General features: G+C 39.9%; 31 protein-coding genes. 14 read left to right on the forward strand and 17 right to left on the reverse strand.

Going from position 1 to position 26,196, the window contains the following annotated elements; all coding sequences use genetic code 11:
- Positions 1-38: 38 nt before the first annotated feature.
- From DCC39_RS04325 to DCC39_RS04335, 3 genes are all read left to right on the forward strand, one after another.
- Complete coding sequence (locus DCC39_RS04325) at positions 39-293, forward strand: transcriptional regulator SplA domain-containing protein (protein WP_116553661.1); 255 nt, start codon at positions 39-41, stop codon at positions 291-293.
- Complete coding sequence (gene splB, locus DCC39_RS04330) at positions 286-1,314, forward strand: spore photoproduct lyase (RefSeq protein WP_116553662.1); 1,029 nt, start codon at positions 286-288, stop codon at positions 1,312-1,314. The genes DCC39_RS04325 and splB overlap by 8 nt, the downstream gene beginning before the upstream one ends.
- A 67-nt stretch (positions 1,315-1,381) precedes the next feature.
- A complete protein-coding gene (locus DCC39_RS04335; protein ID WP_116553663.1) occupies positions 1,382-2,332 on the forward strand; it encodes an ATP-dependent DNA ligase in 951 nt (316 codons plus the stop codon).
- A 19-nt stretch (positions 2,333-2,351) separates the two neighbouring features.
- Here the strand turns inward: DCC39_RS04335 and ku are convergent, their stop codons facing one another.
- The gene (ku, locus tag DCC39_RS04340) at positions 2,352-3,179 is read right to left on the reverse strand and encodes a non-homologous end joining protein Ku (RefSeq protein ID WP_116553664.1); all 828 of its coding nucleotides are present in this window, start codon (positions 3,177-3,179) and stop codon (positions 2,352-2,354) included.
- 226 nt (positions 3,180-3,405) lie between these two features.
- Between ku and DCC39_RS19055 the strand changes: the two genes are divergently transcribed.
- Together DCC39_RS19055 and DCC39_RS19060 are read left to right on the forward strand one after the other, a co-directional pair.
- The gene (locus DCC39_RS19055) at positions 3,406-3,669 is read left to right on the forward strand and encodes a hypothetical protein (RefSeq protein WP_165820775.1); all 264 of its coding nucleotides are present in this window, start codon (positions 3,406-3,408) and stop codon (positions 3,667-3,669) included.
- A 142-nt stretch (positions 3,670-3,811) separates the two neighbouring features.
- Positions 3,812-3,964, forward strand: a complete 153-nt coding sequence (locus tag DCC39_RS19060) for a hypothetical protein (RefSeq protein ID WP_165820776.1) — start codon at positions 3,812-3,814, stop codon at positions 3,962-3,964.
- 253 nt (positions 3,965-4,217) lie between these two features.
- Here DCC39_RS19060 and DCC39_RS04350 read toward each other — a convergent pair whose 3' ends face one another.
- Positions 4,218-4,565 carry a YolD-like family protein gene (locus DCC39_RS04350; protein WP_116553665.1) on the reverse strand — a complete coding sequence of 116 codons (348 nt, stop codon included), beginning with the start codon at positions 4,563-4,565 and terminating at the stop codon, positions 4,218-4,220.
- Positions 4,562-4,750, reverse strand: a complete 189-nt coding sequence (locus DCC39_RS19005) for a hypothetical protein (RefSeq protein ID WP_133243468.1) — start codon at positions 4,748-4,750, stop codon at positions 4,562-4,564. The genes DCC39_RS04350 and DCC39_RS19005 overlap by 4 nt, the downstream gene beginning before the upstream one ends.
- A 251-nt stretch (positions 4,751-5,001) precedes the next feature.
- On the opposite strand from DCC39_RS19005, the gene DCC39_RS04360 reads away from it, so the two are divergent.
- Positions 5,002-6,249: a DNA polymerase IV gene (locus tag DCC39_RS04360; RefSeq protein ID WP_407071835.1), complete on the forward strand. Its 1,248-nt coding sequence runs from the start codon at positions 5,002-5,004 to the stop codon at positions 6,247-6,249.
- Positions 6,250-6,304: 55 nt separating this feature from the next.
- Here the strand turns inward: DCC39_RS04360 and DCC39_RS04365 are convergent, their stop codons facing one another.
- The 5 genes from DCC39_RS04365 to DCC39_RS04385 form a co-directional block, all read right to left on the reverse strand.
- Positions 6,305-6,919 (reverse strand): phosphatase PAP2 family protein, encoded by a 615-nt coding sequence (locus DCC39_RS04365; RefSeq protein WP_165820777.1) that lies wholly within the window; start codon positions 6,917-6,919, stop codon positions 6,305-6,307.
- A 73-nt stretch (positions 6,920-6,992) separates the two neighbouring features.
- Positions 6,993-7,853, reverse strand: coding sequence for a metallophosphoesterase (locus DCC39_RS04370; RefSeq protein WP_116553669.1), 861 nt, complete (start codon positions 7,851-7,853; stop codon positions 6,993-6,995).
- Positions 7,854-7,926: 73 nt separating this feature from the next.
- Positions 7,927-8,496 carry a YkoP family protein gene (locus tag DCC39_RS04375; protein WP_116553670.1) on the reverse strand — a complete coding sequence of 190 codons (570 nt, stop codon included), beginning with the start codon at positions 8,494-8,496 and terminating at the stop codon, positions 7,927-7,929.
- A 51-nt stretch (positions 8,497-8,547) separates the two neighbouring features.
- Complete coding sequence (locus DCC39_RS04380; RefSeq protein WP_116553671.1) at positions 8,548-9,618, reverse strand: MGDG synthase family glycosyltransferase; 1,071 nt, start codon at positions 9,616-9,618, stop codon at positions 8,548-8,550.
- A 154-nt stretch (positions 9,619-9,772) separates the two neighbouring features.
- Complete coding sequence (locus DCC39_RS04385) at positions 9,773-11,251, reverse strand: aldehyde dehydrogenase family protein (protein WP_116553672.1); 1,479 nt, start codon at positions 11,249-11,251, stop codon at positions 9,773-9,775.
- 145 nt (positions 11,252-11,396) lie between these two features.
- Between DCC39_RS04385 and DCC39_RS04390 the strand changes: the two genes are divergently transcribed.
- From DCC39_RS04390 to DCC39_RS04400, 3 genes are read left to right on the forward strand one after another with little or no spacing between them, the layout of a single operon-like run.
- Positions 11,397-12,551 (forward strand): saccharopine dehydrogenase family protein, encoded by a 1,155-nt coding sequence (locus tag DCC39_RS04390; protein ID WP_116553673.1) that lies wholly within the window; start codon positions 11,397-11,399, stop codon positions 12,549-12,551.
- Positions 12,552-12,586: 35 nt separating this feature from the next.
- A complete protein-coding gene (locus DCC39_RS04395; RefSeq protein ID WP_116553749.1) occupies positions 12,587-13,021 on the forward strand; it encodes a GNAT family N-acetyltransferase in 435 nt (144 codons plus the stop codon).
- Positions 13,022-13,076: 55 nt separating this feature from the next.
- A complete protein-coding gene (locus DCC39_RS04400) occupies positions 13,077-13,751 on the forward strand; it encodes a DUF421 domain-containing protein (RefSeq protein WP_116553674.1) in 675 nt (224 codons plus the stop codon).
- Positions 13,752-13,912: 161 nt separating this feature from the next.
- Here DCC39_RS04400 and DCC39_RS04405 read toward each other — a convergent pair whose 3' ends face one another.
- The 6 genes from DCC39_RS04405 to mgtE all read right to left on the reverse strand — a co-directional run bounded on the left by DCC39_RS04405 (position 13,913) and on the right by mgtE (position 19,807).
- Entirely contained in the window at positions 13,913-14,149 is a 237-nt protein-coding gene (locus tag DCC39_RS04405; protein WP_116553675.1) for a hypothetical protein, read from the reverse strand.
- Positions 14,150-14,271: 122 nt separating this feature from the next.
- Entirely contained in the window at positions 14,272-14,562 is a 291-nt protein-coding gene (locus tag DCC39_RS04410) for a hypothetical protein (RefSeq protein ID WP_116553676.1), read from the reverse strand.
- A 216-nt stretch (positions 14,563-14,778) separates the two neighbouring features.
- Positions 14,779-15,276, reverse strand: coding sequence for a CotO family spore coat protein (locus DCC39_RS04415; protein WP_116553677.1), 498 nt, complete (start codon positions 15,274-15,276; stop codon positions 14,779-14,781).
- A 234-nt stretch (positions 15,277-15,510) separates the two neighbouring features.
- Positions 15,511-16,284 carry an enoyl-ACP reductase FabI gene (gene fabI, locus DCC39_RS04420; protein WP_116553678.1) on the reverse strand — a complete coding sequence of 258 codons (774 nt, stop codon included), beginning with the start codon at positions 16,282-16,284 and terminating at the stop codon, positions 15,511-15,513.
- Between the two features lie 129 nt (positions 16,285-16,413).
- The gene (locus DCC39_RS04425) at positions 16,414-18,261 is read right to left on the reverse strand and encodes a monovalent cation:proton antiporter family protein (protein WP_116553679.1); all 1,848 of its coding nucleotides are present in this window, start codon (positions 18,259-18,261) and stop codon (positions 16,414-16,416) included.
- A 178-nt stretch (positions 18,262-18,439) separates the two neighbouring features.
- Positions 18,440-19,807, reverse strand: coding sequence for a magnesium transporter (gene mgtE, locus DCC39_RS04430; protein ID WP_116553680.1), 1,368 nt, complete (start codon positions 19,805-19,807; stop codon positions 18,440-18,442).
- A 139-nt stretch (positions 19,808-19,946) separates the two neighbouring features.
- On the opposite strand from mgtE, the gene DCC39_RS04435 reads away from it, so the two are divergent.
- Both DCC39_RS04435 and prpE read left to right on the forward strand, forming a co-directional pair.
- Positions 19,947-21,125 (forward strand): FtsW/RodA/SpoVE family cell cycle protein, encoded by a 1,179-nt coding sequence (locus DCC39_RS04435; RefSeq protein ID WP_116553681.1) that lies wholly within the window; start codon positions 19,947-19,949, stop codon positions 21,123-21,125.
- A 125-nt stretch (positions 21,126-21,250) separates the two neighbouring features.
- Positions 21,251-21,997 (forward strand): bis(5'-nucleosyl)-tetraphosphatase PrpE, encoded by a 747-nt coding sequence (gene prpE, locus DCC39_RS04440; RefSeq protein WP_116553682.1) that lies wholly within the window; start codon positions 21,251-21,253, stop codon positions 21,995-21,997.
- Here prpE and DCC39_RS04445 read toward each other — a convergent pair.
- From DCC39_RS04445 to DCC39_RS04455, 3 genes are all read right to left on the reverse strand, one after another.
- On the reverse strand, positions 21,983-22,873 hold the full coding sequence (locus tag DCC39_RS04445; RefSeq protein ID WP_116553683.1) for an RluA family pseudouridine synthase: 891 nt from the start codon (positions 22,871-22,873) through the stop codon (positions 21,983-21,985). The two genes, prpE and DCC39_RS04445, sit on opposite strands and share 15 nt — an antisense overlap.
- Positions 22,874-23,008: 135 nt before the next feature.
- Positions 23,009-23,803 carry an NAD kinase gene (locus tag DCC39_RS04450; protein ID WP_116553684.1) on the reverse strand — a complete coding sequence of 265 codons (795 nt, stop codon included), beginning with the start codon at positions 23,801-23,803 and terminating at the stop codon, positions 23,009-23,011.
- Between the two features lie 38 nt (positions 23,804-23,841).
- Positions 23,842-24,213, reverse strand: a complete 372-nt coding sequence (locus DCC39_RS04455) for a UPF0738 family protein (RefSeq protein WP_116553685.1) — start codon at positions 24,211-24,213, stop codon at positions 23,842-23,844.
- 124 nt (positions 24,214-24,337) lie between these two features.
- Here DCC39_RS04455 and DCC39_RS04460 point away from each other — a divergent pair, with 124 nt between their 5' ends.
- The 3 genes from DCC39_RS04460 (at position 24,338) to DCC39_RS04470 (ending at position 26,196) form a co-directional block, all read left to right on the forward strand.
- The gene (locus DCC39_RS04460; protein ID WP_276309883.1) at positions 24,338-24,931 is read left to right on the forward strand and encodes a CYTH domain-containing protein; all 594 of its coding nucleotides are present in this window, start codon (positions 24,338-24,340) and stop codon (positions 24,929-24,931) included.
- A 27-nt stretch (positions 24,932-24,958) separates the two neighbouring features.
- Positions 24,959-25,606, forward strand: coding sequence for a lytic transglycosylase domain-containing protein (locus DCC39_RS04465; RefSeq protein WP_116553687.1), 648 nt, complete (start codon positions 24,959-24,961; stop codon positions 25,604-25,606).
- Between the two features lie 200 nt (positions 25,607-25,806).
- Positions 25,807-26,196, forward strand: a complete 390-nt coding sequence (locus tag DCC39_RS04470) for a globin domain-containing protein (protein WP_116553750.1) — start codon at positions 25,807-25,809, stop codon at positions 26,194-26,196.

Raw genomic sequence — 26,196 nt, forward strand, 5'->3', positions numbered from 1 at the left:
AAATAACCAAAAGAATGTAAAGGAGATTGGGTGAAAATATGTTAAATCAACGTTGTTTCCCGGGACAAGTTGTGTACGTAATTATTCGTAATCCCCATGCCCAAGATGTTGCAAATGTCCAAGAAGCTGCAATTGTTCACCATCCTGAGTCACCTGGCGATCTAGCTCTTTTTTTGTATGAAACGTACTACCCTTTAACTGAAGAAGTTGCGGTATTTGAAACAGCGGACGAAGCTGAAAGAGCCTACCGAGAAGCATTTGGTTTGGCAGATATGGGAGATTTTTATGGTTAAGCCCTTTCTTCCCCAACTTGTCTATGTTGAACCTCGGGCGCTGGAATATTCCCTTGGCAAAGAATTGATTTCAAAATTCGAAAAGATGGGCATTGAAATAAGGCAAACGACATCCCACAACCAGATTCGGAATCTTCCTGGAGAGAACCATTTCCAAAAATATCGCATGGCAAAATCAACATTGGTCGTCGGTGTCAGAAAAACATTGAAATTCGATACGTCAAAGCCGTCCGCTGAATACGCGATTCCCTTCGCAACAGGTTGTATGGGGCACTGTCACTATTGCTATTTGCAGACAACGATGGGCAGCAAGCCGTATATCCGTACCTATGTTAATATCAATGAAATTTTTGATGCTGCAAACCAATACATGATGGAACGGGCGCCTGAACAAACAAGATTTGAAGCGTCATGTACATCTGATATTGTCGGTGTCGATCATTTAACTCATACACTAAAAAAAGCAATTGAATTTTTTGGGCAATCGGAGTATGGCCAATTGCGGTTTGTCACGAAATTTGCGCATGTCGACCATTTACTCGATGCCAAACATAACGGCAGAACGCGTTTTCGGTTTAGTATAAACGATGATTATGTTATTAAATATTTTGAACCGGGCACATCAAGATTGGATGAAAGAATTGATGCGGCAGTTAAAGTGGCGAAAGCAAATTACCCACTAGGATTTATCATTGCGCCGATTTATTTACATGAAGGATGGAAAGACGGGTACAGAGAGATGCTTGTGAAATTGGAGAATAAACTTCCGGACTATGCGAAAGGCGGCTTAACATTTGAAATGATCCAGCACCGCTTTACAAAGCCTGCTAAACGGGTCATCGAACAAAATTATCCAATGACGAAACTTGAACTTGACGAGTCCAAAAGAAAATGGAAATGGGGACGCTACGGTATTGGCAAATACGTATATACGGATCGCGAGCAAGAAGAAATAAAAGATACATTGGAAAGCTATATTAACACGTTGTTTCCGAAAGCCCGAATTGAATATTTTACTTAAGCATTTGTTAAAATATGAATTTAATGGGATTCCTTAGGAGTCCCAATTTAATTAGAAGGGAGCTTCTATGCAATTTCAACCAATTATTCCTTTCGAGCCAATAAAAACTGAAGATATTCCCACAGGTGAAAATTGGATCTTCCAAGTAAAGTGGGACGGTGTGAGATTGTTAACTTATTATGATGGAAAAGATGTTCAATTGTTTAATCGGAAAAAGAACGAACGAACTTTCCATTATCCGGAATTAACCGATATCCGTTCATTTTGCAAGGCCGATTCCGTGATTCTGGACGGTGAAGTTATCGCGCTAGGAATTGACGGTAAACCATCATTTCACGAGGTGATGCGCCGGGATGGCATTCGCCGTTTGGAACGGGTTTCCCATTTGAGAAACAGTGTCCCTGTAACGTATATGATTTTTGATATTATCTTCTATAACGGAGAATGGATGAACGACTTCCGGCTAGAAGAACGTCTCAAGCTTCTTTCCGATCTTATTATTCCTGGAAACGCAGTTCAGCTCGTCCCCTCTTTTGGCAATGGACAGTTATTGTATCAAGCGATTGAACAACAGGAATTAGAAGGAATGGTTATAAAAGATTTGAACAGTAAGTACGTGATTAATGGAAAAAATGCGAGTTGGCAAAAGAAAAAAAACTACAACGACTTGATTGCTGTCGTTGCAGGAGTTACCTTCCGATCCGGAATTGTAAATTCTCTTTTACTTGGCCTTTATGATCAGAAAGGCCGGCTTTGGTACATTGGGCATGCGGGGAGTGGAAAAATGAAATCAACGGAATGGAGGCAATTAACAGAAAAAATAAACCATTTAAAAACGAATAATAATCCGTTTTTTAATAACCCAGCTCGGATAAAGGAAGCTGTTTGGATAAAGCCGAAGCTAACCGTGAAAGTTCATTTTCTTGAATGGACAGAAGGACATGAACTGAGGCAACCTGTTATTCAAGCTTTTGTCAATGTACCTCCAAGTAAGTGTGTTTTCGATGAAAAAGAGTAATGGACCCGCGGGCCCTATATTATCCGCTCGATGTTTTCTTTTTACGAGTTCTTGGCTTAGCGGTTTTCTTTGTTTTTTCTTGTTTCGTAGCTTTCACGCTCGCTTGAAGTGCTTCCATTAAATCGACAACGTTGGCCTTTGGCAAGTCAGGTTCTTTCACAATTTCTTCTCCCCTAATTTTTGTTTGAATCAGGTCATTTAACCTTTCTCTGTATTCATCCGTGTATTTTTCCGGGTTAAAATCAGTCGCCAAATTTTCAATCAACTGGACCGCCACTTTCATTTCTGCTTCGTTCAATTTGATTTCCTTATCCAAACCAGGTACGAGGTTGACGGAACGAACTTCATCTGGGCTGAATATCGTCTCCATGACAATACAGTTCTCATAGATGCGAACGGCAGCCAGACTTTCTTTTGAACGAATCATGACTCTGGCAATGGCGATTTTTCCAGTTTGATTCATTGCTTCCCGCAGCAATTGGTATGGCTTGTCTCCTGTTTCATTTGGGGAAAGAAAATATGTTTTGTTGAAATAGATCGGATCAATTTGCTCTAAGTTAACAAAATCGATAATTTCAATTGTTTTATGGGTTTCTGGGGCGATTGAAGCAAGATCCTCTTCTTTTATAATGACATATTTTCCGGGCTCATACTCATATCCTTTTACGATGTCATCCTCGACCACTTCTTTATTACAATTCGGACAAGTTTTTTTATATTTAATTGGTGAACCACACTCTTTATGAAGCTGCCTAAACCGAATATCCTTATTTTCTGTCGCACTGTACATTTTCACTGGTATATTTACAAGGCCAAAGCTTATTGAACCTTTCCACATCGTATGCATCGAAACAAATCCCTCCGTGTATTTTTTAAAAAAATCGAAATCGGTCTTTTTCGCCGATTTCTTCTAGCCTGGCTTCTGACCTCTGATTTCTGTTTATAGTGTTCCTTTTTATTAAAAAAATATCAGCGGCTACAAGAAGTCTCGTAACCGCTGATGGAAATGTTGCTTTATTATCTTGGACCGTATCCCCCAGGAAATGGATAAGGTTGGTGTGGGTAGTATTGGGGTGGATAATGATGGTATGGATCGTGCGGATAATAGTGTTGTGGGTGCTGCGGATAATGATGTGGGTGATGATAGCCGTAATGATGCCCAGAGTGATGCCCTAAATAGTGTCCTGAATGATGCTCATGATAATGTGAATAAGGGTAATGAGGATAATATTGGCCTCCAAATTGACGCTGCTCATCTTCTTCTAAATAATATTGATTTTCCAAAAATATTGCCTCCTTTAGGTTTTTGCCACTCACAGTTACAATATGAAGGATGAGAAAAATTTGAGCATGGACATTTAGCGAATGGAGAACCTGCGAAAAAGTCGAATTTCGTTTGAAAAATCAGATGAATAAGTAGCTTGTCTGCGTTAAAATGGAAATGTGATTGAAACTTTTAACCACATGGAGGTTTTTTCATTGGCTAAAGATCGGGAACAACAAAATAAAATTCAGCCTGTAAACAGGAATCATCGTTCAGATGCGAATAATAAAAGTTTAATTGCGATTGGGATAGGGGTAATTGTTGTCCTTGTCGGCGTATTAATATTCATGGTTTCAATGTTGGTTTAAAACATCTGTAAGCGAACTTGTTCGAGCAAGTTGAAGCCTCGGAAATCAGGTGGAGTCCAGGCCCCGCCTGATTGAAAGTTCCCACCTATGCTTAAGTCTGGAGCCTGACCCCTAAAGATAACCACCTGATCCATATTTTCTTTCGTCTTTTTCCATATATTCTTTCTGTCTACCCAATCTGCCCCGAAACGCCCCTACGCAAAATTATCCCGTTTTACTTATTCTGCATAAGTGAAGAATCCCTTTTTAAACCTTATGAAAAAGCATCTATAATTCGTGCAAAATCAATCCATTCGCATTCCCCGTTATTTTCAAGCCTTAGCTTTTTAAGCTGTAAATCTACATTCACAATGATTCCGGTTTTATGTTGATCCTGATCTTCGCCAAAAACAGTTAAAGTAATTGGGGCACTGGCTTGGTAAGAATATTGAATGACAGCAGATATCTCATCCAACTGCTGTTCATCTAAATTGGGTTTTGGTTTTTTTAGGGACTCTTTACGGTGTTTTTGCAGCATCGTGACATGCTCAGGCAGCATCATTCTGCTACCTTCCCACATAAGGTTAAATCCAGGTGTGGTTTTCGAAGGTTTAAATGTCATGAGGCATTCACCTTCCTCATTCCTAAAATATTTTTAATTAAAAAAGAACGCACCTTCCGTTTCGCGTAGCAATATGCTATGATCCTTTCATTTTCTTCTGAAATGATGCGAATCCACCGTTGGCTTAACTCGCCATAGCGATCAATATAGATAATTTCAATGATTTCCCCTTGGCGAAAACCCAAGGCAATCCCTCCCTGTTGTGAAGCATTCTTACACATATTATATGCGAACATCAGTTCTTTAACACTGGTAATTAAAGTAAAAGCTGTTCCTTTTTTTGCTTGCCTCCCCATATGGTGCAAAAAGAACGCGTTATCGCTTTTTCTGTTTACAGCAATTTCCATTGAATATAAAACATATGTTTGCATATAATAGGTTTAAAAGGAACACATGTTCCTGATGTTTCCAATAAAGAGAGCAGGGTTTTATTATGATGGAAAATAGGCACATTTTTCTTGTTGATATGCAATCTTTCTATGCTTCAGTTGAAAAAATGGATAACCCATCCTTAAATGATAAGCCTGTTATCGTTTCCGGCGATCCGGAAAGGCGAAGCGGTGTCGTACTGGCAGCCTGCCCGCTTGCGAAAAAATATGGGGTGCAAAATGCTGAAAGACTGTGGGAAGCGCAGCAAAAATGCCCGCAGGCAACGATTGTCCGTCCGCGAATGCAGCGCTATCTTGATGTTTCATACGAAATTACCAAAATGCTGGAAACATTTACTGACCTTGTTGAGCCTTATTCAGTTGATGAGCAATTTCTTGACGTTACACGAAGCCAGCGCTTTTTCGGCGAGCCATTTGAAATTGCGGAAAAAATAAAAATTGCCATTGAACAGGGTGAAGAGACAAAGGGGATTAAAGCAAGGATTGGCATCGGGCCAAATAAGGTTCTCGCCAAGATGGCTTGTGATAATTTTGCGAAAAAAAATCCCAAAGGCATCTTTCGGTTGGATGAAACGAACCTAAAGAAAGACTTATGGCCGCTGCCTATTGGAAAAATGTTCGGTGTAGGCTCCCGAATGGAAAAACATTTGCAAAGAATGGGGATACGCCAAATTGGACATTTAGCCAACTTTCCATTACAAAAACTTAAGCGGCGATGGGGCATTAATGGCCAAGTGCTCTGGCTTACCGCGAATGGGATTGACTACTCCCCTGTCACATTGAAAACATATGAGCAACAAAAAGCCGTTGGCCACCATATGACATTGCCGCGCGATTACCGGAAGCTGGATGATATTAAAGTGGTTTTGCTTGAACTAAGTGAAGAGGTTGCACGCCGGGCCCGCACAAAAAATTATCGCGGCTCGACTGTTTCAATCAGCGTCAGAGGCGCCGATTTCGATTTTCCGACTAGACTGAACCGGCAGGTGAAACTTTTATCTCCTACAAATGACGGAATGACCATTTTCAAAGCGGCTTTCCAATTGTTTTGCCAGCATTGGGATCGGCTTCCGATCCGGAGTGCCGGGGTTGCGCTGTCACAGCTTCAGCCGGCGTCGGCTCTCCAGCTTGGATTATTTGATTTCGATGCTGTGCTTAAAAGAGAAAGCCTGAATAGCGCCATTGATGCGATTTATCAAAAATACGGCGCGTCCTCTATCGTTCGCGCCTCGTCTCTTACAGATGCCGGGCAAGCGTTCGAACGAGCGAAAAAGATTGGGGGGCATTATAAATGACAGAAGTCAGATGTCAGCGGCCGGAAGCCAGATCTGTTTAAATTTAGGAGGTTTTTTACCGCTTTAAACGGAGTGTGAGTTGATACAAATAGATGATGATAAACAGATAGAGCAAGCCGCAGCCCGCACCTGCAACAATGTCCGTAGGGTAGTGAACGCCAAGATAAACTCTGCTTATCGCAATAAGAGAAACGATGGCAATGGTTGCTAGCAGCCACATCATTCTGTTTTTCTGCCTGACATTAAGAATATGCAAAAATAAATAAAACAAAAAACCGAACACAACGGTAGAATTCATCGCATGTCCGCTAGGAAAGCTAAAGCCGCCAACTTCGATAAGCGAATGAAAGGAAGGGCGTTCCCTCTCAAACCATCCTTTTAGCAAAGTGTTGACTCCTCTCACGCCCCAAAATGCGATCATCAAAAAAGCGAATTCAATAAAACGCTTTTTATAGATTAAAAAGATAGAAACGATAATCGTGATAGGAAGCAAAATTTTGAACGATCCAATTTCGGTAAATACGTAAAACGCAACTGTCAAAAAGTTTGTTCTGATGCTCTCAAAAAACAAAAGGATTTTCTCATCAAATTTTACAGAAAGTGGCTTTTCAAAGGTAAATGCAAGTCCAATAAACAAAATTAAACTTATCCAAACGACTAAACGTTTCAACTTCGAAGAACCTCGTTTCAAAAACATTTTTCTTTTCTTACATTATGCCATAAAAAGAAAAAATACTTTACCACTAAACTGCGGTTAAAGTATTTTTAGATTTTTTATCTGTTTTTGAAAAAATAAGGTTGTGAACCGTTACCTCAGGTCTGCTCCCGACTCGGATATTCACACCGGTTTGTCCAAGGCCTTCACTAATGTAAAATCGCTTGCCATGCAGCATATGAAGCCCTTTGACGATATTCATCTGGACGAGCTTTCCCATTTTGGCAAGATGGTATGGCTTCGGCCAGTGAATCTGTCCGCCGTGGAAATGCCCGGACAACAAATAGTCGTATTGAACATTTTCCATCTCAAGCACGATATTCGGATCGTGCGTTAAAACTAAATTAATCCCTTTTCCTACACCTGAATAGGAAGCGGAAATGTTGCTTCGATTCGTACTATAATCATCAATCCCAATAATATTCAGCATTTCCCCATTCATTTCAATTGACTGATATTCATTTTTCAAAATATGGCAGCCGAAAGAACGCAATGTTTCCTCTAAGAGCTGTAAATGATTTTTCCTCAAGACATAATCATGGTTGCCAAATACAGCGTAGATGCCATGTTTCGGTTTTAATGTTTTCAGTATTTTTAAATAGGGCTTTAATTTTGGAATCGAACGTTTTCGATCAAGAAAATCACCAGTAAGTGCAATGAGATCAATTGGACGATCTTTTAAATGCTCGTACAAATCCTCAGGCGTGACAGAAATATTCTCAAGATGCAAATCCGAAATATGGAGAATCTGAAGATTTGTTCCATCTAGCCTCACTCCATTAATAGGAATTTCAATTTCGTTAATAACGACATCTTTCGTATTTTTATATGCTTTAAAAAGTAAACCTATTAGCAGTAGAGCAATAGATAGCAAAATAAAAAAAAGCATACCAATCCACTCCCTCTATATTTAAGTATAGAAGACGAGAATTGGCAGGTACAGTGGTAAATCATGGGCATACTTATGATTTACTATACTTCTCAAACAATGCTGCTTTTGACATAAACAAATAATTCGGCTTGTGACGAAACGAATCTTTCCACGATAAATTAGCAGTCGTTAAATAAAGAATTGGAAACTGAATAAACCATTTAAACCATTTATAGAAACGGCTTGAAATCTCAATTGTTTCAAATCCGAGGCGCCCGGAACCACGATTTAGCGTTGTGATGCCAATAATCCCCTTTATCTCGTCACATTTATCGTGTTCTTTAATGAAAGTGACAAGTTCAGGCAGCGAACGCTCAACCGAACGGTAAATCCACTTTCCCTTTTGCAGTTCGTTCGCAAAGTGCTTCGTCTCTTTTAGAATTTGAACATTATGCAAGTGGATCTTAATTAATATATCATTGCGTTTGATTGCTGTTCCATCGGAGAGGACTGCCTCACACCCTTTATAGCAAGTGGTTCGTACTCTGAGTATATTATGGTGATTGGGATACCGTTTGGCCAATGAAGTAAGGCGCGTACAATAATAATATAGGGGATCAAAACATTTCCAAATGTAAAATAAGCCTAACCTTAAAACCATCACAAGTCTCCTTTTACAGTTGTCTCTATACAATATGCGAAAGGAACATCGCTAGATTCTGATCAGCAATCCTTTTCTGAAAAAGGCTAATCTTTTTTTGTAATTTCCCATTTCTTTGTCATCCGACAAATATGTGAGAACGGCTTGTCCAATGCATTCTTCTTTAGGACGGCGCAAATCATATGCAAGGCCATTGGCAGACAAATAAGAAAAATTCATCTCTTCTTGTCCGGGCAATGTATGGTAAATAAATATCGGTATATGTTTATATAAGCTCTCGGTTACAGTAACACCGCCTGGCTTTGTAATAATGCCATTCATTTGCTCATAAATGCCATTCATTTCCCGGGGGTTTTGAATATAAGGCAACGGCGTTACATGCGATTCATTCATATTTTTAAGGGTTTCGTACAAACGTTTATTTTTACCGCAAAGCACGTAAAAGTGGATATTTTCAAAAGGCGTGAGCTTGCGGATAAATGATTGAATCCCCCCGACTCCAAGACTGCCGCCAGCCACGAGAAGATTGTATTTTGAAAACGTGTGATTGAAAGATTCTGAACGCTGTATAGAAGGGTGCAATGGGATGCCAGTTACAAAAATGGAACGCTCATTTACCCCACGTTGCATTAGTTGCTCCTTGAAAGACGTATCCGGGACCAAATGGAAATCAATCGCTTCTGTCCCCCATACGGAATTGATAAAATAATCGGTGTATACATTTACAATAGGAAGATCAATATGTTGTTTTAGTTTTAGTCGGTTTAAAATATAGGAAGGAAGTGCATGCGTACAAATAAGCCAGTCAGGCTGTTTTTCTCGAATAAGTTTTGCCATTTCCCTTTCAAATAGCAGTTCATAAAAGAGAAAACGTCCTTTTTCTTGGTTTTCACAAGCGTTTTTCCGGTAAAGCCAACTATAGAATGAAGGTAAATATTGAATAGCATATAAATAGGAGCGCGAAATAAAGGCTTCAGTCTTTTGAAAAGCAAATGAAAAAATATCCACACTTTCGCAAATGATGGACTTGTCATAGGTTTTAATCCAGGATGCCAACGCTTTAGCCGTTTGATGATGTCCTGAAGGCATTTTTAGAAAAGGTAAAAAAAGAACCTTCTTCATTTGTGATGCTCCTTAGAAGATAATGTTTCCTTTCTTTTTTTAAAATACCTCCTAAAGATGGCAAATATTCTTGGATAAAAAAGTAAAGAGACCGGTGAAATTTCAACCGATCTTTTTCCTTGAAGCGAATTAGAAATTCTTCCTAATATATTTTTTAGACATCAATTTGAGCCCTTTGAAGTTTTTCGCTGTAGTCGATATAAATACTTTTCCATTCCGTAAAAACATCAAGAGCTGCTAATCCGGAATCACGGTGCCCATTTCCGGTTTCTTTCGTCCCGCCAAATGGAAGATGGATTTCCGCCCCTGTCGTTCCGGTATTTACGTAAACAATGCCCGTATCCAAGTCACGCAGTGCCTGAAAAACCTTGTTCACATTTTTCGTAAAAATTGAACTCGATAATCCGTAAGAAACATTGTTATTGACATCAACAGCCTCTTCTAAGCTGTCAACCGGGATCAGCGAAGTAACCGGTCCGAAAATTTCCTCTTTCGCAATTCGCATAGATGGACTTACATCTGTAAATAATGTCGGCGCATAGTAGTTTCCGCCAGCGAGCGAGCGGTTCGATAATTTCCTGCCGCCAACAAGCAATTTTGCCCCTTCCCTCTTGCCGATTTCAACATAATTGTGAATTCGGTCCAAAGCTTGTTCATGAATGACAGGCCCAATTTGTACCGTTTCATCTAATCCGTTTCCTATTTTCAATGAACGCATTCTTTCAATTAAACGATTTTCCAATTCGGTTTTCACTTTGCGATGAACAATGATACGGCTGCACGCCGTGCACCGCTGCCCACTCGTACCGAACGCACTCCAAACGATGCCGTCAATCGCCAAGTCAAGATCTGCATCATCCATGACAATAACTGCATTTTTTCCACCCATTTCCAACGAAACTCTTTTTAAAAGCTTGCCGCCCCTTTCCGCAATTGTCCGCCCGACTTCATTTGAGCCAGTAAATGAAATGACCTGTATATGCGGATGTTCAACGATGGCGGATCCAACCTCAAGGCCTGTTCCATACACAAGGTTTACTACACCGTCTGGAAGCCCGGCTTCTTCGAAAATCTTCACAAATGCTTCAGCTAAAAAAGGGGTTTCCGTTGCTGGTTTCCAAATGATTGTGTTGCCGGCGGCAATGGCCGGAAATGCTTTCCAAGATGCAATCGCAATTGGAAAATTCCACGGTGTAATGATTCCGACTACGCCAATTGGTTCGCGGACACTCATTGCGAATTTACTGCCAAGCTCTGAAGGTGTCGTATGTCCAAATAAGCGCCTTCCTTCTCCAGCCATATAGAAAGCCATATCGATCGCTTCCTGCACTTCGCCCCGTGCTTCATCGATCACCTTTCCCATTTCAAGCGTTAACATTTGTGACAGTTGTTCTTTTTGATCCTTCAACATCGCTCCGATGCGAAATAGGATTTCCGCACGCTGGGGAGCAGGAACAAGCCGCCATTGTTTCTGTGCTTCCTTTGCTGCGAGAACAGCCGCATTCACATCAGACTGATCAGATTGGATGACACGACCCAACAACTCGCCCGTAGCTGGATTTGTATTATCCGCAAATTGATTCGTTTTAGATGACACCCATTTCCCATTAATAAAGTTCATTGCTGTCTTCATTAGCCATCCCCTTTTCGACATAAATTCGATGCACTACTAATGTATGGAGGACAATCATTTAAATATGCCGGTTCAGTTATCCATATTGGCCATCGTGAATAGAATAATGTGATATACCAAATACGGCAATTAAGGAGGACAACCAATGAAAATCGCAGTTTTAGGCGCCGGATTAATGGGCAAAGAAGCGGCGAGAGACCTCGTAAACAGTCAGCAAGTTGAAAACGTTGTTCTTGCAGACCTTAATGTCAAAAAAGCTGAGCAAGTTTGCCAGGAATTGCAATCAAAAAAGCTATCCCATGCATTCGTTGATGCGTCTGACAGCAAAAGTTTAGATGCTTTTATAAAACCTTTTGACGTAATCATCAATGCGTTATATTATTCATTTAATGTTCACGTTGCAATGGCAGCCATTCGGATGGGCGTGCATGCAGTTGATCTAGGCGGGCACATCGGGAAAATCACTGATCATATTTTGAACCTTCATTCCGAAGCTAAAAAAGCCGGAATCACATACATTCCTGACCTAGGTGTCGCCCCCGGAATGATTAATATATTATCCGGGTATGGAGCCAGCATGCTCGATCAGGTGGATTCCATTTATCTTGCCGTTGGCGGGATTCCGCTTCGTCCCGAACCACCGCTTGAATACAATCATGTTTTTTCACTTGAAGGGCTTCTCGATCATTATACAGATCTCTCGACAATCATAAGGGACGGAAAGAAAATGCATGTGCGTTCTTTATCGGAAATTGAGCCGATTACTTTTGAAGGGTTTGGTAATCTCGAAGCCTTTCACACTGCTGGAGGGACATCAACTTTAGCTTACACGTTTCCGCATTTGAAAAATTTAGAGTATAAAACAATCCGCTATAAAGGTCATGCGGAAAAATTTCAACTTCTCGTTGATTTAAATATGACAAGAAATGATTTCGATATCGAGATTGATGGAGTAAAAGTTAAACCTAGGGACCTTTTGCTAGCACTATTAGAACCAATTCTTAAACTTGATGATAAAGATGATGTCGTACTACTGAAAATAAAAGTTGAAGGGCTAAAAGACGGTCAGCCGATCGCCCATCATTTTAAAATGGAAACATTGAAAGATCGAACACAAAATGTAACAGCGATGGCTAGATGTACAGCAAACACAATATCCGTCGTCGCCCAAATGATCGGAAACGGAACGATCTCTAAAAAAGGCGTATTTCCCCCAGAGCAAATCGTTCCAGGTGATCTGTACGTGAAAGAAATGGCGAAACGGGGAGTAGCCATCAAGCATACGCCAAATATGCTATAATGATTGAAGAAACAAGCAGGAAAGGATTAAAAGGTATGATTGTTAAAGCCGTTGAAACGGATAAAGAAATGAACGATGCGCTATATGTTCGATCCGTCGTCTTTGTTGAAGAACAGCATGTTCCGGTCGAATTGGAAATTGATGAACATGAGAATCATGCCATACACTTTATTGTTTACAACGATGAAGAAAAACCGATCGGTGCCGGAAGATTAAGAAAAGTTGATAACGGAGGAAAGATCGAAAGGATTTCTGTATTAAGAGAGTTCCGCAATAAGGGCCTAGGGCGCCTGCTTATGCAAAAGATTGAACAAACTGCAAAAGAAAAGCAATGGCTGCCTCTTCTGTTAAACGCCCAAATTCAAGTTGAAACCTTTTACAAAAGCCTTGGTTATTCGACATGCTCCGAAACATTTATGGAAGCGGGAATTCCTCATGTTTCAATGAAGAAAGTTAATTTTGGCTCATAAATTTTCCCCCCTCAGGCAAATCTAAGAGGAAGTACATGCCAAAGGGGGAATTTTTATGTCTTACGGTTATATAGCAATTGAACTGGTCGTTGGCTTTATCATGCTTCTCATCTTAACGAAGCTGTTTGGAAAAACGCAAATTAGCCAACTTACACCATTTGATTTTATTTCTGCATTAATTTTAGGTGAACTTGTTGGTAATGCCATTTATGATAAAAATGTTCACCTTGGTTTCATTTTATTTGCAACATTTACGTGGGCGCTTTTAATAATTATAGCAGAATGGATCACACAAAAATTAAGAAAAACGAGAAAATTCCTCGAAGGTGAACCTTCAATCGTAATCCGCAACGGCCTTATTGATCGAAAGCAATTAAAAAAGAACAAGATTGATATTGATCAACTGCAAAACTTGCTCCGGCAAAAAGATGTATTTTCGATACGTGAAGTAGAATACGCCATTTTGGAGTCAAATGGAAGTTTAAGTGTCTTAAAAAAGCCTATGTACGCAACGCCAACAAAAAGTGATCTTAAAATCCCGCCGAAGCCTGTTCATTTAGCTTTCCCAATTATTAGCGATGGGATCGTTGACGAAGAAAACTTGAAAGAAGCAGGGTTTGATGAAGCATGGCTGAGTAAACAATTAAAATTAAATAAAATATCCAATGCCAAAGAAGTATTTTACGCAGAGTGGAAACAAGATGAAGGTTTTTACTGTCAAAAGATATAAAAAGAAAAAAATCTCGATAAAGCGAGACTTTCATGTCTGGGGATATTTCATTATCATTCATTCACATAAGGGGAACAGTAAAATCCACTGTTCACAGCCTTTGTAAGAATGAGAAGAGTGTGAGCCGTCCGTACTCCTTAAAGTCCTCGGACGGTTCTCTTCTACACTCTTTTATCGATAAACTGCCCTGAAGACGATTGATATGGAATGTTTGCTTTTGTTTGCTGTGTTTTTTCCATATATTCATGTTTTTTATCTGTAAATGATCGATAAGATGCTTCATATTTGCTTATTTTTTTCACCGAGTCAATCCGCGAAACGATTACTTTTTTCGGTTGACTCATTCTTTCCTGATATTGTGAGTAATGAGAAAAAGAAATTGGAGAAATATAACCCATCAACATCTCTCCCATACTTCAATTGGTTTCTAAATTTTCAGTGAATACCTTGAGTATACCCTATTTCTTTATCACGCCGCAACCGTCCGTAAGACCCCCCCATTGAGGGAAGTTTCGCTTTATTAAATCCAGCGCCAACCACCAGGCTGATTTTCCTCTTGATTTGCCTCTTGATTTTCATTTGCCGTTTCTTGATTTTCTTCCCCAGTGTGTTCTTCCCTTTCTGCTGTACCTTCGGTTTGTTCAGGCCTTGGCGGAAAGAAAAATCCCCACGGATCTCTCATTACCGGAGCTTCTTCGTTTCGGGGTTCTTTTTTATTTCCATCTTCATCAACGAAAATAACTTCATTTGCTTTCACGATTAATTTATCAACGTGAATCTCTTTTGCCCTCCGTCTTTTTTTGTCCGACATTCTTTCATCCCCTCCAAATTTCATTTTCAGGACATATATATGCTGATTGAACCACGGACGTATAGGCTTCTACATATAAAATATGAAAACCTTGCTAAATTAATCTGGGGAGGAAAGTTGGTTAGCCTTTTTCGATCGCATGGCTGCTCACATCATCCCGTATGACATTCATAGGCTAGAACTTGGATTTATGCACAGCCTTAAAAATCTGTCACATTAGACAGCCCTTAAAATTGAAAGTGATTTGATTTCTTTTCTGGGCAGTTCAACAATCTGATGATTATCTGATAACCGAACAGTTACGAGTCCATCTAGATAAGATAGAATATGGCATTGATAAAATTTTTCCTGTGTCCTTATTTCACATGTGACGGTTGGCATGTTATTCGGAAGTTGTGTTAAAAAAAGCAGTTTTTCTTCAATTGTTTTATTTACGAATGCATTTTTTCGTACACCATGTTCAATGACATTTTCAGACCCTAATGGTTTAGATTGCTCCGTTTTCCCTTCCCTAACAGAATTCTTTTCATTTCCATCCTGTTTCTTTTGTATTTCTGTATCTTCCGCCATAGGAATGTTATTTTTTTCCCATTCTTGTTTCGATATTGCTTTCACTTGTTTCACTTGTTGATCAAGGAAAATTCCTTCAAATTTTGGCTGATGAATATACATTAGAGGTCTGCTTTTAAGTATCTGATCATTTTTTTTAGACACTTGGAACCCTCCTCCACTTTTAAATTCACATCCATAGATTATGCGAAGAAAAGAGGATTGTGCCTAGCTGGAAGACCGCGGCAAGAAAAAAGCAAATTTTCATGTACTTCGCGAGTCTGCAATGCCAGCACCTCGAAAGGCAACGAATATTAAGGCGCTCCTCTAGCGTTAAATCTGGGCGAATAAAAAAGCTTTGACTGTCGAAAGAAGACAGTCAAAGCCTTTACATTGAAATTAACCCATAATATGATAACCGCTGTCAACGTGCAAGATTTCGCCTGTGATTCCGCGGGATAAGTCGCTCATTAAAAATAGTGCAGTATCTCCGACTTCCTCTTGGGTTGTTGTACGCCTGAGCGGTGCTTTTTCTTCAATTTGCTTTAAGATGCTGTTAAAATCTGATACGCCTTTTGCAGCCAAAGTACGGATCGGCCCGGCGGAAATCGCGTTCACTCGAATATTATCTTTGCCGAGGTCACTTGCAAGATATCGGACACTTGCATCAAGAGATGCTTTTGCGACACCCATAATATTGTAATTCGGAAGCACCCGCTCCCCGCCTAAATAGGTCATCGTAAGGATGCTTCCACCTTCTGTCATAAGATGTCTCGCTTCTTTCGCTACGGCAGTCAACGAATAAGAACTAATGTTATGCGCAAGCAAGAAACCGTCTCTTGTTGTGTTCATATACTCGCCTTTCAGTTCGTCTGTGTTTGCAAACGCGATGCAATGCGCCAAACCGTGAATGACGCCAACTTCTTGCTTGATTTTTTCGAATGTTTCTTTAATTTCACCATCGTCAGTAATGTCACAAGGTAAAATAATCGAATCATTACGTTCCAGCGTTTCTGCCAAGTCTCTAACGTTTTTCTCTAGACGTTCCCCAGCGTAAGTGAAAATTAAACGAGCGCCCGCTTCGCTTAAACTTTTCGCAATTCCCCATGCGATACTCCGTTTATTTGCGACACCCATGACAACATATGTTTGTCCTTCCAATAAAAGACTCATCGTAATCCTCCCTTAAATCATTTCGTAATCTGTATGTAACCAAAATATGCCTTTCTATCAGTAAAGTATAGCATGAATGAACAAAGCAAAGAAACAAGTTTCCTTGCTTCATTTGCTTCGTTATTTTAATTAATAACTTAATAAATTTCTAAGCTCATTTACACTTTCTGTGCTGCCAGTCACAACAATCCGGTCTCCTAATTTAAGTTCGGTGTCTCCGTGAGGAACGATCGAATCTTTCCCCCTGAACACCCGGACAATAATCGCATCGCCTAAATAAGGAAACTGCCGCAGTGGAATCCCATCATATTGCGTATTGCTCATATTGATTTGGAAAAGCCCATTTTCCTGCTTTGTGAACATTTGCGCGACGCTTGGTGATTCAATTAATTCACGCAGCAACACTTTCGAAGAAAACATTGTAGAGAACACTTCAATATCCTCTTCTCTTAACTCATCGCCAAGTTCTTGAGATTCAATTCTTGCAATGACACGATCTACTCCGAATTCTTTCGCGTAGCGGGCGATTTCAGCATTAGATTCTTCATCCCCGGTTGAAATGACAACAATATCTGATTCGAACACATTGGCTTCTTTTAATTCAAGGACATGATAAGTGGGCAGCTCCCTAATGGAAAAACTTGAATCCCGCTTGTTTTCTTCCACTTTTTCTTGTTTTGTATGGTATAGGAATGTTTTAAATTTATTCGGATCAAGCTCAATTGACAAAGGGAGTGTCAATTGATTGGCCCCAATGAATGCAACATTTTTTACCTCGCTTTGCATTTTTTCTTGAGGAAAGATTTTTTTAAATAGCATTGGCGTAATGATTGATGTAACGACCGCAAGCAAAACGAGTGTATTCGCTTTCTGTTCACCAATGACACCAACACGCTTGCCGATCTCTGCAGCCGCAATAACGAGGGAAAGCGTTGATGTTAGCAAAAACCCTGCCCCTAACACCGTTCTCCAATCGTACCACCGTTTTAATAAAAGAATCGGCAATAGTTTTGAAATAACGAGAGCTAAGAAAAGCAATGGGATGAGCAATAAAGTGTTTGGATCGGATAGCAATGTCCAAATGTCTAACTCAACGCCAACCATGACAAAAAATATTGGGATTAAAAATCCGTAGCCAAATGAATCGAGCTTTTGTGTCGTATCGGGGTTAGGCGACAAAAGTGAAATAAGGACACCGGCGAGAAAGGCTCCTAATATATTTTCAGCGCCAAGAGATTCAGACAGCCCTACCAACACAATTAAAAGCGCAAAAATGGCCCGCGTATCAATTTGTATGCTGCCCCTTAACATTGACTGAAAAAAAGATACTTTCTTAAACCATCTCGCAAGGAAATAGAGAAGAACGCCGGCAGCAAATAGTAAGAGCAAAAGCCAAGTGTTCCCGCCTTCTTTTGAAGAGAAGGTAACAAAAACAGCAAGCAGAACCATTGTCACGAGATCGGCAAGAACTGCGATAATTAGGATGGTTTGGCCGATAACCGTTTTTGTTAGGTTTTCCTCTTTCAATGTCGGAAGAACGACACCGAGCGAAATGGTCGCGATAATAAGTGTCATGAAAAAAGTGTTTTCAATTAAATGAAGCCAAGCAAGGCCGAGTGAAAGCAAGTATGACAAAATTAAAATAAACAGAAAAATAATAGATGAGATAAGGAAGCTGTTCGGTTCTTTTTTTCCGTTTTTTGTGCTTGCCGATTGTGATTTTTTTGAAAAGATGGAGAAATCAATTTCAACACCGCTTAAAAACATTAAAAAGATAAGCCCAAACGTGGACAGAATCTCAAGCCACGGATCATTGCCAATTAAATCAAATCCGCTTTTACCGATAATGAGACCTGCGATAATTTCTGTCACGACAACGGGAACGACCGTTAACTTAAGCCGTTCCCGGACAATTGGCGTAAAAAAAGCAACAAGTACGACGATAACGAGTGAAGTAACAGAAGCGTTCTGTTCCATAGCCCACCTCAGCTTTTCTCTAAAATGCGTGTTCAAAAAGGGATTGAATCAGACGCAAACAGCTCAAGGCACGGAATGAAAAACCGGCGGGGTGTACGTTTCTTGGTACATGAGCAAGGTTTTTCAGGACGTAACGCTGAGATGTGCCGCGGATTTTCGGTCCCATTTTGAACAATCTCTAAAGTAAATAACTCATAAAGGTCGTTGCTAACCCAAAATAAATAAGCACGCTTAAAATGTCATTCAGTGTCTGAATAAACGGCCCAGAGGCAACGGCCGGATCAATTTTAAGCTTCTCCATAATTAAAGGAATAATCGCTCCGGCAACGGTTGCGACGATTAACGTACAAAAAAGTGAAAAACCAACAAGGAATCCTAAAAAGAGCGATTTTTTCCAAATAAACACAATGACGCTAATTAACAAACCACATGTTGACCCTGTAATCAAGCCTGTTCCGGCTTCGCGCATAATGAGGCGCATTTTGCTTTCTTCCTCCAGGTCTCCTGTTGCCAGCCTGCGGATAACGACAGCGAGAGACTGTGTCCCCGTATTACCTGCCATTCCCGCAATCAACGGCATAAAAACTGCTAAAATGGCAACTTGCTCCAGCGTTTTTTCAAACCTTCCAATTAAACTGGCCGTCAACATTCCTAGAAAAAGCAGGATAATAAGCCACGGCAGCCTTTTTTTGGCGGCTGAGATTGGATTTTTATAAACTGCATCAACATCGCTAATCGCCGCAAATTTGGAATAGTCGTCAGAAGCTTCTTCGTCAATGACATCGACAATATCGTCATGTGTAATAATTCCGAGTAAATGCCCTTGAAAATCGACGACAGGCAATGCAAGAAAGTCGTAATCCTTCATGATCTTGGCTACCGATTCTTGGTCTTCCCCGGCTGAAACAGACACAACATGTTCATTCATATGTTCTGATATTTTATCATTTCCATCTGCAACAATTAAGTCTCTAAGTGAAATAACGCCAACTAGTTTTTTACTAGGATCAATGACGAAAATATAATAGATTGTTTCAGCTGTTGGAGCCTCAAACCTTAAGATGTCCATTGCTTCACGAACTGTTTGATGTGTTTCAATCGAGACAAACTCTGTTGTCATAATACTTCCGGCGGTTTTTTCTTCATAATGAAGCAATTGTTTGATCTCTCTTGCCGCATGGGCATCCATTAACGCCAAGTAGCTCGCAATCTGTTCTGCGCTAAGTTCATTAAGGACGTCAACCGCGTTATCTACATACATCGAAGCAAGCATTTGCGCCGCATAAAACGGCTCCATTTCAGAAATTAAATTTTTTTGGTCGTCAAGCTCTTCAATATTCTCGTAAACCTCGGACATCTCTTTAGGAGATAAGTACGTATAAAGACGCATTCTCATTTCTTCATGTAATGTGACGTAAAACTTTGCCTGATCATAGGGATGCAAGGCTAGAAAATTTTTGCGAAAAAAATCAATTTCATCGTTTTCAATTGCTTGGTTAAGCTTTTCCAAGTATAATTCTTGAGGATTTTCATTTTGTACGGTCATGTACCGCTCCTCCTTTCTATTACGAATAAATGACAATCTTCAATTTTTCTTTACATTTGCTTGTTTGCAAGCCGGTCATTTTCAGATAAGATTAGAATGACCCCTTTTACTTTGATTACTTAGAAAGGATTTATTCAACATGAATAAAGAATCTCGTACTCCATGGCAACAGATAGATTATACAATATTGTTTTTAATATTTCTGCTGCTTTGTATTAGTATTGTTGCAATTCATGGGGCACAGCCCAATCTTCCTGTGCATTTAAGAGATTATAATTTTGTAGCTAGGCAAATTATATATTACATCATTGGGCTGGTGGCTATTGGGTTTGCGATGGTCATTGATTTTGACCGCTTCAAACAAATCAACTGGTATTTATACGGTTTTGGCATTTTTTTATTAATCGCTTTGAAATTCGCGCCTAAATCGATTGCTCCGATAAAAAATGGTGCAAAGAGCTGGTTCGATATTAAATATTTTGGATCAATCCAGCCTTCCGAATTTATGAAAATCTTTTTGATTATAACATTGAGTACAATAATTGCCCACCATAATGAGAAATATTTAAAACGCGGTATTCGTGAAGATTTCATCTTGGTTGGAAAAATTGCGATCGTTTCATTTGTCCCTTTTGCCCTGATATTAACTCAACCCGATTTGGGCACTTCTTTAATCATTCTGGCAATTGTATGCAGTTTATTGCTTGTCAGCGGGATTCGGTGGAGAATTTTAATCGGACTCTTTTTTGCCGGTATTCTCGGTGTGTTCTTGCTTATTTTCACATTTTTGCGCTTTCCCGATTTTTTTATTAAATTTATATTAAGGGGCAACGAATATCAGCTTGATCGGATTTATGGCTGGCTCAATCCTTATGAAAATGCAGAAGGAATTGGTTACCAGCTCGTAAAGGCGATGACAGCGATTGGTTCGGGACAATTATCGGGGAAAGGCATTGGATCAAACAATGTCTATTTGCCTGAATCGCATACAGATTTTATTTTTGCGATTATTGGAGAACAATTTGGTTTTATAGGAACCAGCATTGTGATTTCAGTCTTTTTTATGTTAATTTACCGTATTATTCATACATCACTTGAAAGCAATGACCCGTACGGCAGCTATTTGTGTGCAGGGATTATAGGGATGCTGACATTCCAAATTTTTCAGAACATCGGAATGAACATTGGCTTGTTGCCGATTACGGGAATCCCTCTTCCTTTCATCAGCTTTGGAGGAAGCTCGCTCCTCACTTCCATGCTATCCTTGGGAGTTGTTCTAAACGTTGCTTCCCGAACGAAGAAATACATGTTTGATTAGTTTAAGCCTTTTTAAAGAGCATTTGTTCAAAAGAAAAAGAAGTACCGGACTTTTTGAACAACCTCTTTAAAGAGGCTTTTTTTAATTTCAGGATATACTAAGTCAATGCAAGGAGGGAAAGTGATTTGAATTATGATATTATTGGCGACATTCATGGGTGCTATGAAGAACTTAGCCATTTATTACATAAGCTGGGGTATGAGTGGAATAACGAAAATATTCCAATTCATCCAGAAGAACGGATACTTGTTTTTCTTGGCGATTTAACCGATCGCGGCCCCCATTCCGTCGCAGTTATGGAATTGGTCTATCGGCTCGTTAAAAAGAAAAAAGCCTATTACACGCCTGGAAACCACTGCAATAAGCTTTACCGTTATTTAATTGGCCGAAACGTACAAGTCACTCATGGCCTTGAGACAACAGTAGAAGAGTTGAAAGCTTTGGAATATAAAAAGTATAAAAAGGTAGCAACTGATTTTAAAGAAATGGTGGAGTGTTCACCCCTTTATTTAATTCTTGACAACAAAAAATTAATTGTTGCCCATGCCGGATTGAAACGGGAATGGATTGGAAAAACAAACAATCGTATAAAAACATTTGTCCTTTATGGTGATATAACGGGTGAAAGTGAAGACGACGGACGGCCTGTAAGGAGGGATTGGGCGAAAAGAGAAGCAAAAGATGGCGCTTGGATTGTTTATGGGCATACGCCTGTCCTTTCTCCTCGCATCATTAATCATACAATTAACATTGATACAGGATGCGTATTCGGCGGAAAACTAACGGCTTTTCGTTATCCAGAACTAACAACTGTGTCCGTTCCCTCCAAGCAGCCTTTTGTTCCGGAGAAATTTCGTTCATTCGATGATTGATTGCATATCAGGCGGTAAAGGTGCTTGAAAAGACATTGTTTCTTCTGTAAAAGGGTGCAAGAATCGTAAAGTAGAACTATGCAGTGCTTGGCGATTCATTTGCGCCGACGTACCTCCGTATAACGTATCTCCGACTAACGGAAAACCCATATTAGAAAAATGAACCCTTATTTGATGGGTCCTTCCTGTTTCTAACTTGACCCTTACGACAGTCTTACCTTTCATCCGCTCTAATACACGGTAATGTGTAATTGCTTCTTGCCCGTCTTGGCGAATGGCCCGCTCGATCATGCTGCCTTCTTTTCTTCCAATCGGATTGTTGATCGTTCCGTGTTCACTCTCTATCGTACCGTGAACGATGGCCGTATAAGTTCGGTCAATTGTTCTCTCGATTTGTTGCTGAGATAAAAGGCTGTGTGCGTACCGATGTTTAGCAACTAACATGAGACCGGATGTGTCGCGGTCAAGCCTCGTTACAATATGAATCGCTGAAGAGATTTCATTCATCTGGTAATAATGCAAAAGCGCCTGTGCAAGCGAAACGTCTCGTTCATTTCGAGATGGGATTGAAGGTAAACCGGGCGGTTTATTAATGATAAGAACATGATCATCTTCATAACAAATCGATAGCTTGAAAGGAAAAGGCTTCATGAACTCGTTTCTTTTTTCTTCAGGAAAAACAACCGTCACTTCGTCTCCTTGATTTAAAACTTTCCTGACCGTGACTGGCTGTTCATTAACGAGGAGATGGCCGCCACGGAATTTAATATCTGTTAAAAGGCTTCGCGAAACCTTCTTCTTTTCAACTAAAAATTCTCGAAGAAACACCCCATTACACTCCTCGGGAACATTCCACGTAAAAGTTAACGGCTTCATGAAATTATCCTTTCTTTTTTGACAAAATGTAATCTGTTTTAAGAACGACAGGAAGCGGTCATGCAGGCATTGCCACACGATGTGGCGTACTTAGCCTACGTTCCTGCGAACAAACCAACCTCCCACCTGTCACCTCTAATCCGATACGAATGATTCTTTCACACGTTTCCAAAAAGGAAAAGGACGAAAGCGTGCAAAGCGGATTTGTTCTTCGGCTACCCGGCATTGAATGGATTTTACATTTGTATGCCTCAAAGTAAGATGATCAATCGTAATTTGGTATTCGACATCGTTAACTGGCTTAAGCATACACGTATGATGCTGAGGTAATAAAAGCGGGGAACCGATCGTCCGATAAACGCGATTATTGATTGAAGCCATTTCGGCTAATTGCAATGTCGCAAGAGAGGGATGGACAATCGCTCCTCCGAGCGCCTTATTGTAAGCGGTACTTCCAGAAGGGGTTGAAATGCAAAGCCCATCGCCGCGAAACGTCTCGAATAGTTCTCCCTTTATCTCAACATTCATAACAAGAGAGCCTTCCACTGTTCTAACCGTACATTCATTTAAAGCAAGATAACGGTCTTCGTCAGAGCCGTCAGTATAGCGGATTGTCACTTCCAACAATGGATATTCTACAATTTGAAAAGGTGTTCTTGCGATATGGATAACTAATTTTTCAACTTCTTCAGGGGTCCAATCTGTATAAAAGCCAAGATGCCCCGTATGTACACCAACAAACGCCGTATCTTCCAAACGGTCTTTATAATGATGGAAAGCCTGCAAAAATGTTCCATCCCCGCCGACTGAAATGACGATATCCGGCTCTTCATTATCGTATGAAAGATTGAAGTCTTCCAAATAACTCGTTATTTTTCGTTTTAGCTTATTTGAAGTATGGTCACCTCTAGACAACACTGAAAACTTCAAGCCAGCACCACCTTAAGTTTTAATTCATTGAACACGCACTAAAAGAAATTAGTTTCTACTTCTTTCTCCATTCGTTCTCCATAATTCGGGTTGTCTTTAATATTATGTATTAAATAAGCCAATTCTGTATAAAAATCTTTCAGTTCAATCATGTTGTTATTATTTTCAATAAAAACGTGCATATCCTGATTGATGCCTTCTTTCAAAGTTTCCCATAAATCATGCCGAAAAGAAACATACTGGTATCCCTCTTCACTGTCAAGAATATATAAAAAAGCTAGATTTTCTGAATCAACAAGCATCTGTCCGCTTGGAGAAAAAGATTGGATGTTTTCCATTGAAGGAGAAACTGAGGCTATGACCCTATTTTCCTCAATGCGAATCTGCACTGCTTCATAACGTGCCGCCATATTTTTCACTCCTTTTAAAGAGGATACAATTTAAAGCTTTGCACTCCATTTTAGTGTATCATAATACATGTCAAATTTTTAATACAGAAAAATGAGGTGAACTCTCATCGATCAGTATCTGGAAATTGAATTTAAAAATATGTTAACAAAAGAAGAGTTTACAATCATAAAAAATCACTTTCAACTTAAACCTGAAAACTTTATTGAACAAAAAAACTTTTATTTCGACACTCCACTCCTCAACCTTGCTGCCAAAAAAAGCGCTTTACGGATTCGGATAAAAAACCACAGCTACGAGTTAACGTTGAAACAGCCGCATCCCGACGGATTACTGGAAACGAATATAGCTCTTAATGAAAAGGAAGCAATCGCGTTCATTCATGGCAATCGATTCCCAACACAAGCGGACGAAATGAAAGAAATGATTACCACCGCCCTTTCCGTGAATACGTCGGAACTCGTTTGCATAGGCGTTTTAACGACAAATCGGAGTGAATTCCCATATAAAGATGGTATGATTGCTTTGGATCATAGCCGCTATTTAGGTGTGGAAGACTATGAGGTCGAATACGAGGTTCAAAACAAAAAAAAGGGAATTGAGCATTTTGACGCATTATTGAACCACTTAAACATCGAAAAAAAACCCGCAAAAAATAAAATAAAACGTTTTTTTGTCGAAAAAGAACGGCAAAAATCCAAATCATTTGGTAAGATGTGATTAGATAATGTTAAGGAGTATTTACCTATGAGACTACAATTTCTTCAACCATTGATACAAATGCAAAACGTACAGCAATTTAATGAACAAAATTCGAACAACCCTTCATTTGATGGCTTATTTTCACTGCTTTTATCGTCCGAACTTGCTCGCCGAAATATGGCAATTCCCTTATTTGGCTCTAAAGTATTGCCGGATTCGTTTGCCGCCCACGCTTTATCCAATCGTACATCCTTGCATCCTTCGGCGAGCCGCAACGGCCATCCTCCGCAATCTGACCAATCAACGGATATTGGCGGAAAGTATCGCTCACTTATTGAAAACGCCGGGAAAAAATATGGGGTTGATCCTAAGCTCATCCAATCTGTCATTAAACATGAGTCGAATTTCAATCCTCATGCGAAAAGCCAAGCGGGAGCTCTTGGCCTCATGCAGCTAATGCCTAAAACAGCCAGCTATTTAGGTGTTGTGAACCCGCTTGATCCTGTCCAAAATATAGAGGGCGGAACAAAATATTTAAAGCAGATGCTAGACAAATATAATGGCAACAAAACATTGGCTCTTGCAGCATATAACGCAGGCCCGGGTAATGTTGATCGATACAACGGCATCCCGCCATTTAAAGAAACACAAAATTACGTTAAAAAAGTATTGCACTCGTATGTAAACGCCTAATCGGCGTTTTTTTGAAAAGATACGCGTCTAAATTTCCCTTTTCGCCGGTTTCTAGTCCAACTTCCCACTTCTAACTTTAAAAGAGGACGCGTTATTCTTACTAGCAGAAAAGCATCTTATTTGCCGAAGAAATAAGACCTTGCTACAATTAACTTAACTTCAGTTTTACTTTTGTTGTTCCTAAAAGGAGACAGTTAATGATGAATACGATAAAGAATACTCCTTACGAAGCAATAGGCGGTTCACAAATGATCGATGTTTGGGTGGACGCCTTTTATGATAAAGTTGGCAGACATCCTGATTTGATCCCTATTTTTCCAGACGACTTAACTGAAACCGCAAGAAAGCAAAAGCAATTCCTTACCCAGTTTTTGGGAGGGCCGCCATTATTCAATGAAGAACATGGGCACCCCATGCTGCGTGCCAGGCATCTTCCCTTTCCAATCACGCCGAAAAGAGCAGAAGCGTGGCTTAGCTGTATGAATCAAGCGATGGAAGAAGTAAACTTCCCTCAACCTTGGCGTGAGCAAATTTTTAATCGGTTAACAAAGGTTGCACACCATATGGTAAACACCGAAGATTCTGATTAG

Source organism: Pueribacillus theae (assembly GCF_003097615.1).
In the GTDB taxonomy this organism is placed as follows: domain Bacteria; phylum Bacillota; class Bacilli; order Bacillales; family UBA6769; genus Pueribacillus; species Pueribacillus theae.

Coding starts and splice junctions, on each gene's coding strand:
- DCC39_RS04410 (WP_116553676.1), bottom strand. CDS start 14,562: ATGTCGGACAAAAAAAGACGGAGGGCAAAAGAGATTCACGTTGATAAA.
- ku (WP_116553664.1), bottom strand. CDS start 3,179: ATGCATACGATGTGGAAAGGTTCAATAAGCTTTGGCCTTGTAAATATA.
- DCC39_RS04395 (WP_116553749.1), top strand. CDS start 12,587: ATGATTGTTAAAGCCGTTGAAACGGATAAAGAAATGAACGATGCGCTA.
- splB (WP_116553662.1), top strand. CDS start 286: ATGGTTAAGCCCTTTCTTCCCCAACTTGTCTATGTTGAACCTCGGGCG.
- DCC39_RS04360 (WP_407071835.1), top strand. CDS start 5,002: ATGGAAAATAGGCACATTTTTCTTGTTGATATGCAATCTTTCTATGCT.
- mgtE (WP_116553680.1), bottom strand. CDS start 19,807: ATGACCGTACAAAATGAAAATCCTCAAGAATTATACTTGGAAAAGCTT.
- DCC39_RS04335 (WP_116553663.1), top strand. CDS start 1,382: ATGCAATTTCAACCAATTATTCCTTTCGAGCCAATAAAAACTGAAGAT.
- DCC39_RS04455 (WP_116553685.1), bottom strand. CDS start 24,213: ATGGCGGCACGTTATGAAGCAGTGCAGATTCGCATTGAGGAAAATAGG.
- DCC39_RS04465 (WP_116553687.1), top strand. CDS start 24,959: ATGAGACTACAATTTCTTCAACCATTGATACAAATGCAAAACGTACAG.
- DCC39_RS04350 (WP_116553665.1), bottom strand. CDS start 4,565: ATGACATTTAAACCTTCGAAAACCACACCTGGATTTAACCTTATGTGG.
- DCC39_RS04405 (WP_116553675.1), bottom strand. CDS start 14,149: ATGGGTTATATTTCTCCAATTTCTTTTTCTCATTACTCACAATATCAG.
- DCC39_RS04470 (WP_116553750.1), top strand. CDS start 25,807: ATGAATACGATAAAGAATACTCCTTACGAAGCAATAGGCGGTTCACAA.
- DCC39_RS04375 (WP_116553670.1), bottom strand. CDS start 8,496: ATGGTTTTAAGGTTAGGCTTATTTTACATTTGGAAATGTTTTGATCCC.
- fabI (WP_116553678.1), bottom strand. CDS start 16,284: ATGAGTCTTTTATTGGAAGGACAAACATATGTTGTCATGGGTGTCGCA.
- DCC39_RS04425 (WP_116553679.1), bottom strand. CDS start 18,261: ATGGAACAGAACGCTTCTGTTACTTCACTCGTTATCGTCGTACTTGTT.
- DCC39_RS04435 (WP_116553681.1), top strand. CDS start 19,947: ATGAATAAAGAATCTCGTACTCCATGGCAACAGATAGATTATACAATA.
- DCC39_RS04445 (WP_116553683.1), bottom strand. CDS start 22,873: ATGAAGCCGTTAACTTTTACGTGGAATGTTCCCGAGGAGTGTAATGGG.
- DCC39_RS04325 (WP_116553661.1), top strand. CDS start 39: ATGTTAAATCAACGTTGTTTCCCGGGACAAGTTGTGTACGTAATTATT.
- DCC39_RS04385 (WP_116553672.1), bottom strand. CDS start 11,251: ATGAAGACAGCAATGAACTTTATTAATGGGAAATGGGTGTCATCTAAA.
- DCC39_RS04390 (WP_116553673.1), top strand. CDS start 11,397: ATGAAAATCGCAGTTTTAGGCGCCGGATTAATGGGCAAAGAAGCGGCG.
- DCC39_RS04400 (WP_116553674.1), top strand. CDS start 13,077: ATGTCTTACGGTTATATAGCAATTGAACTGGTCGTTGGCTTTATCATG.
- DCC39_RS04380 (WP_116553671.1), bottom strand. CDS start 9,618: ATGAAGAAGGTTCTTTTTTTACCTTTTCTAAAAATGCCTTCAGGACAT.
- DCC39_RS04370 (WP_116553669.1), bottom strand. CDS start 7,853: ATGCTTTTTTTTATTTTGCTATCTATTGCTCTACTGCTAATAGGTTTA.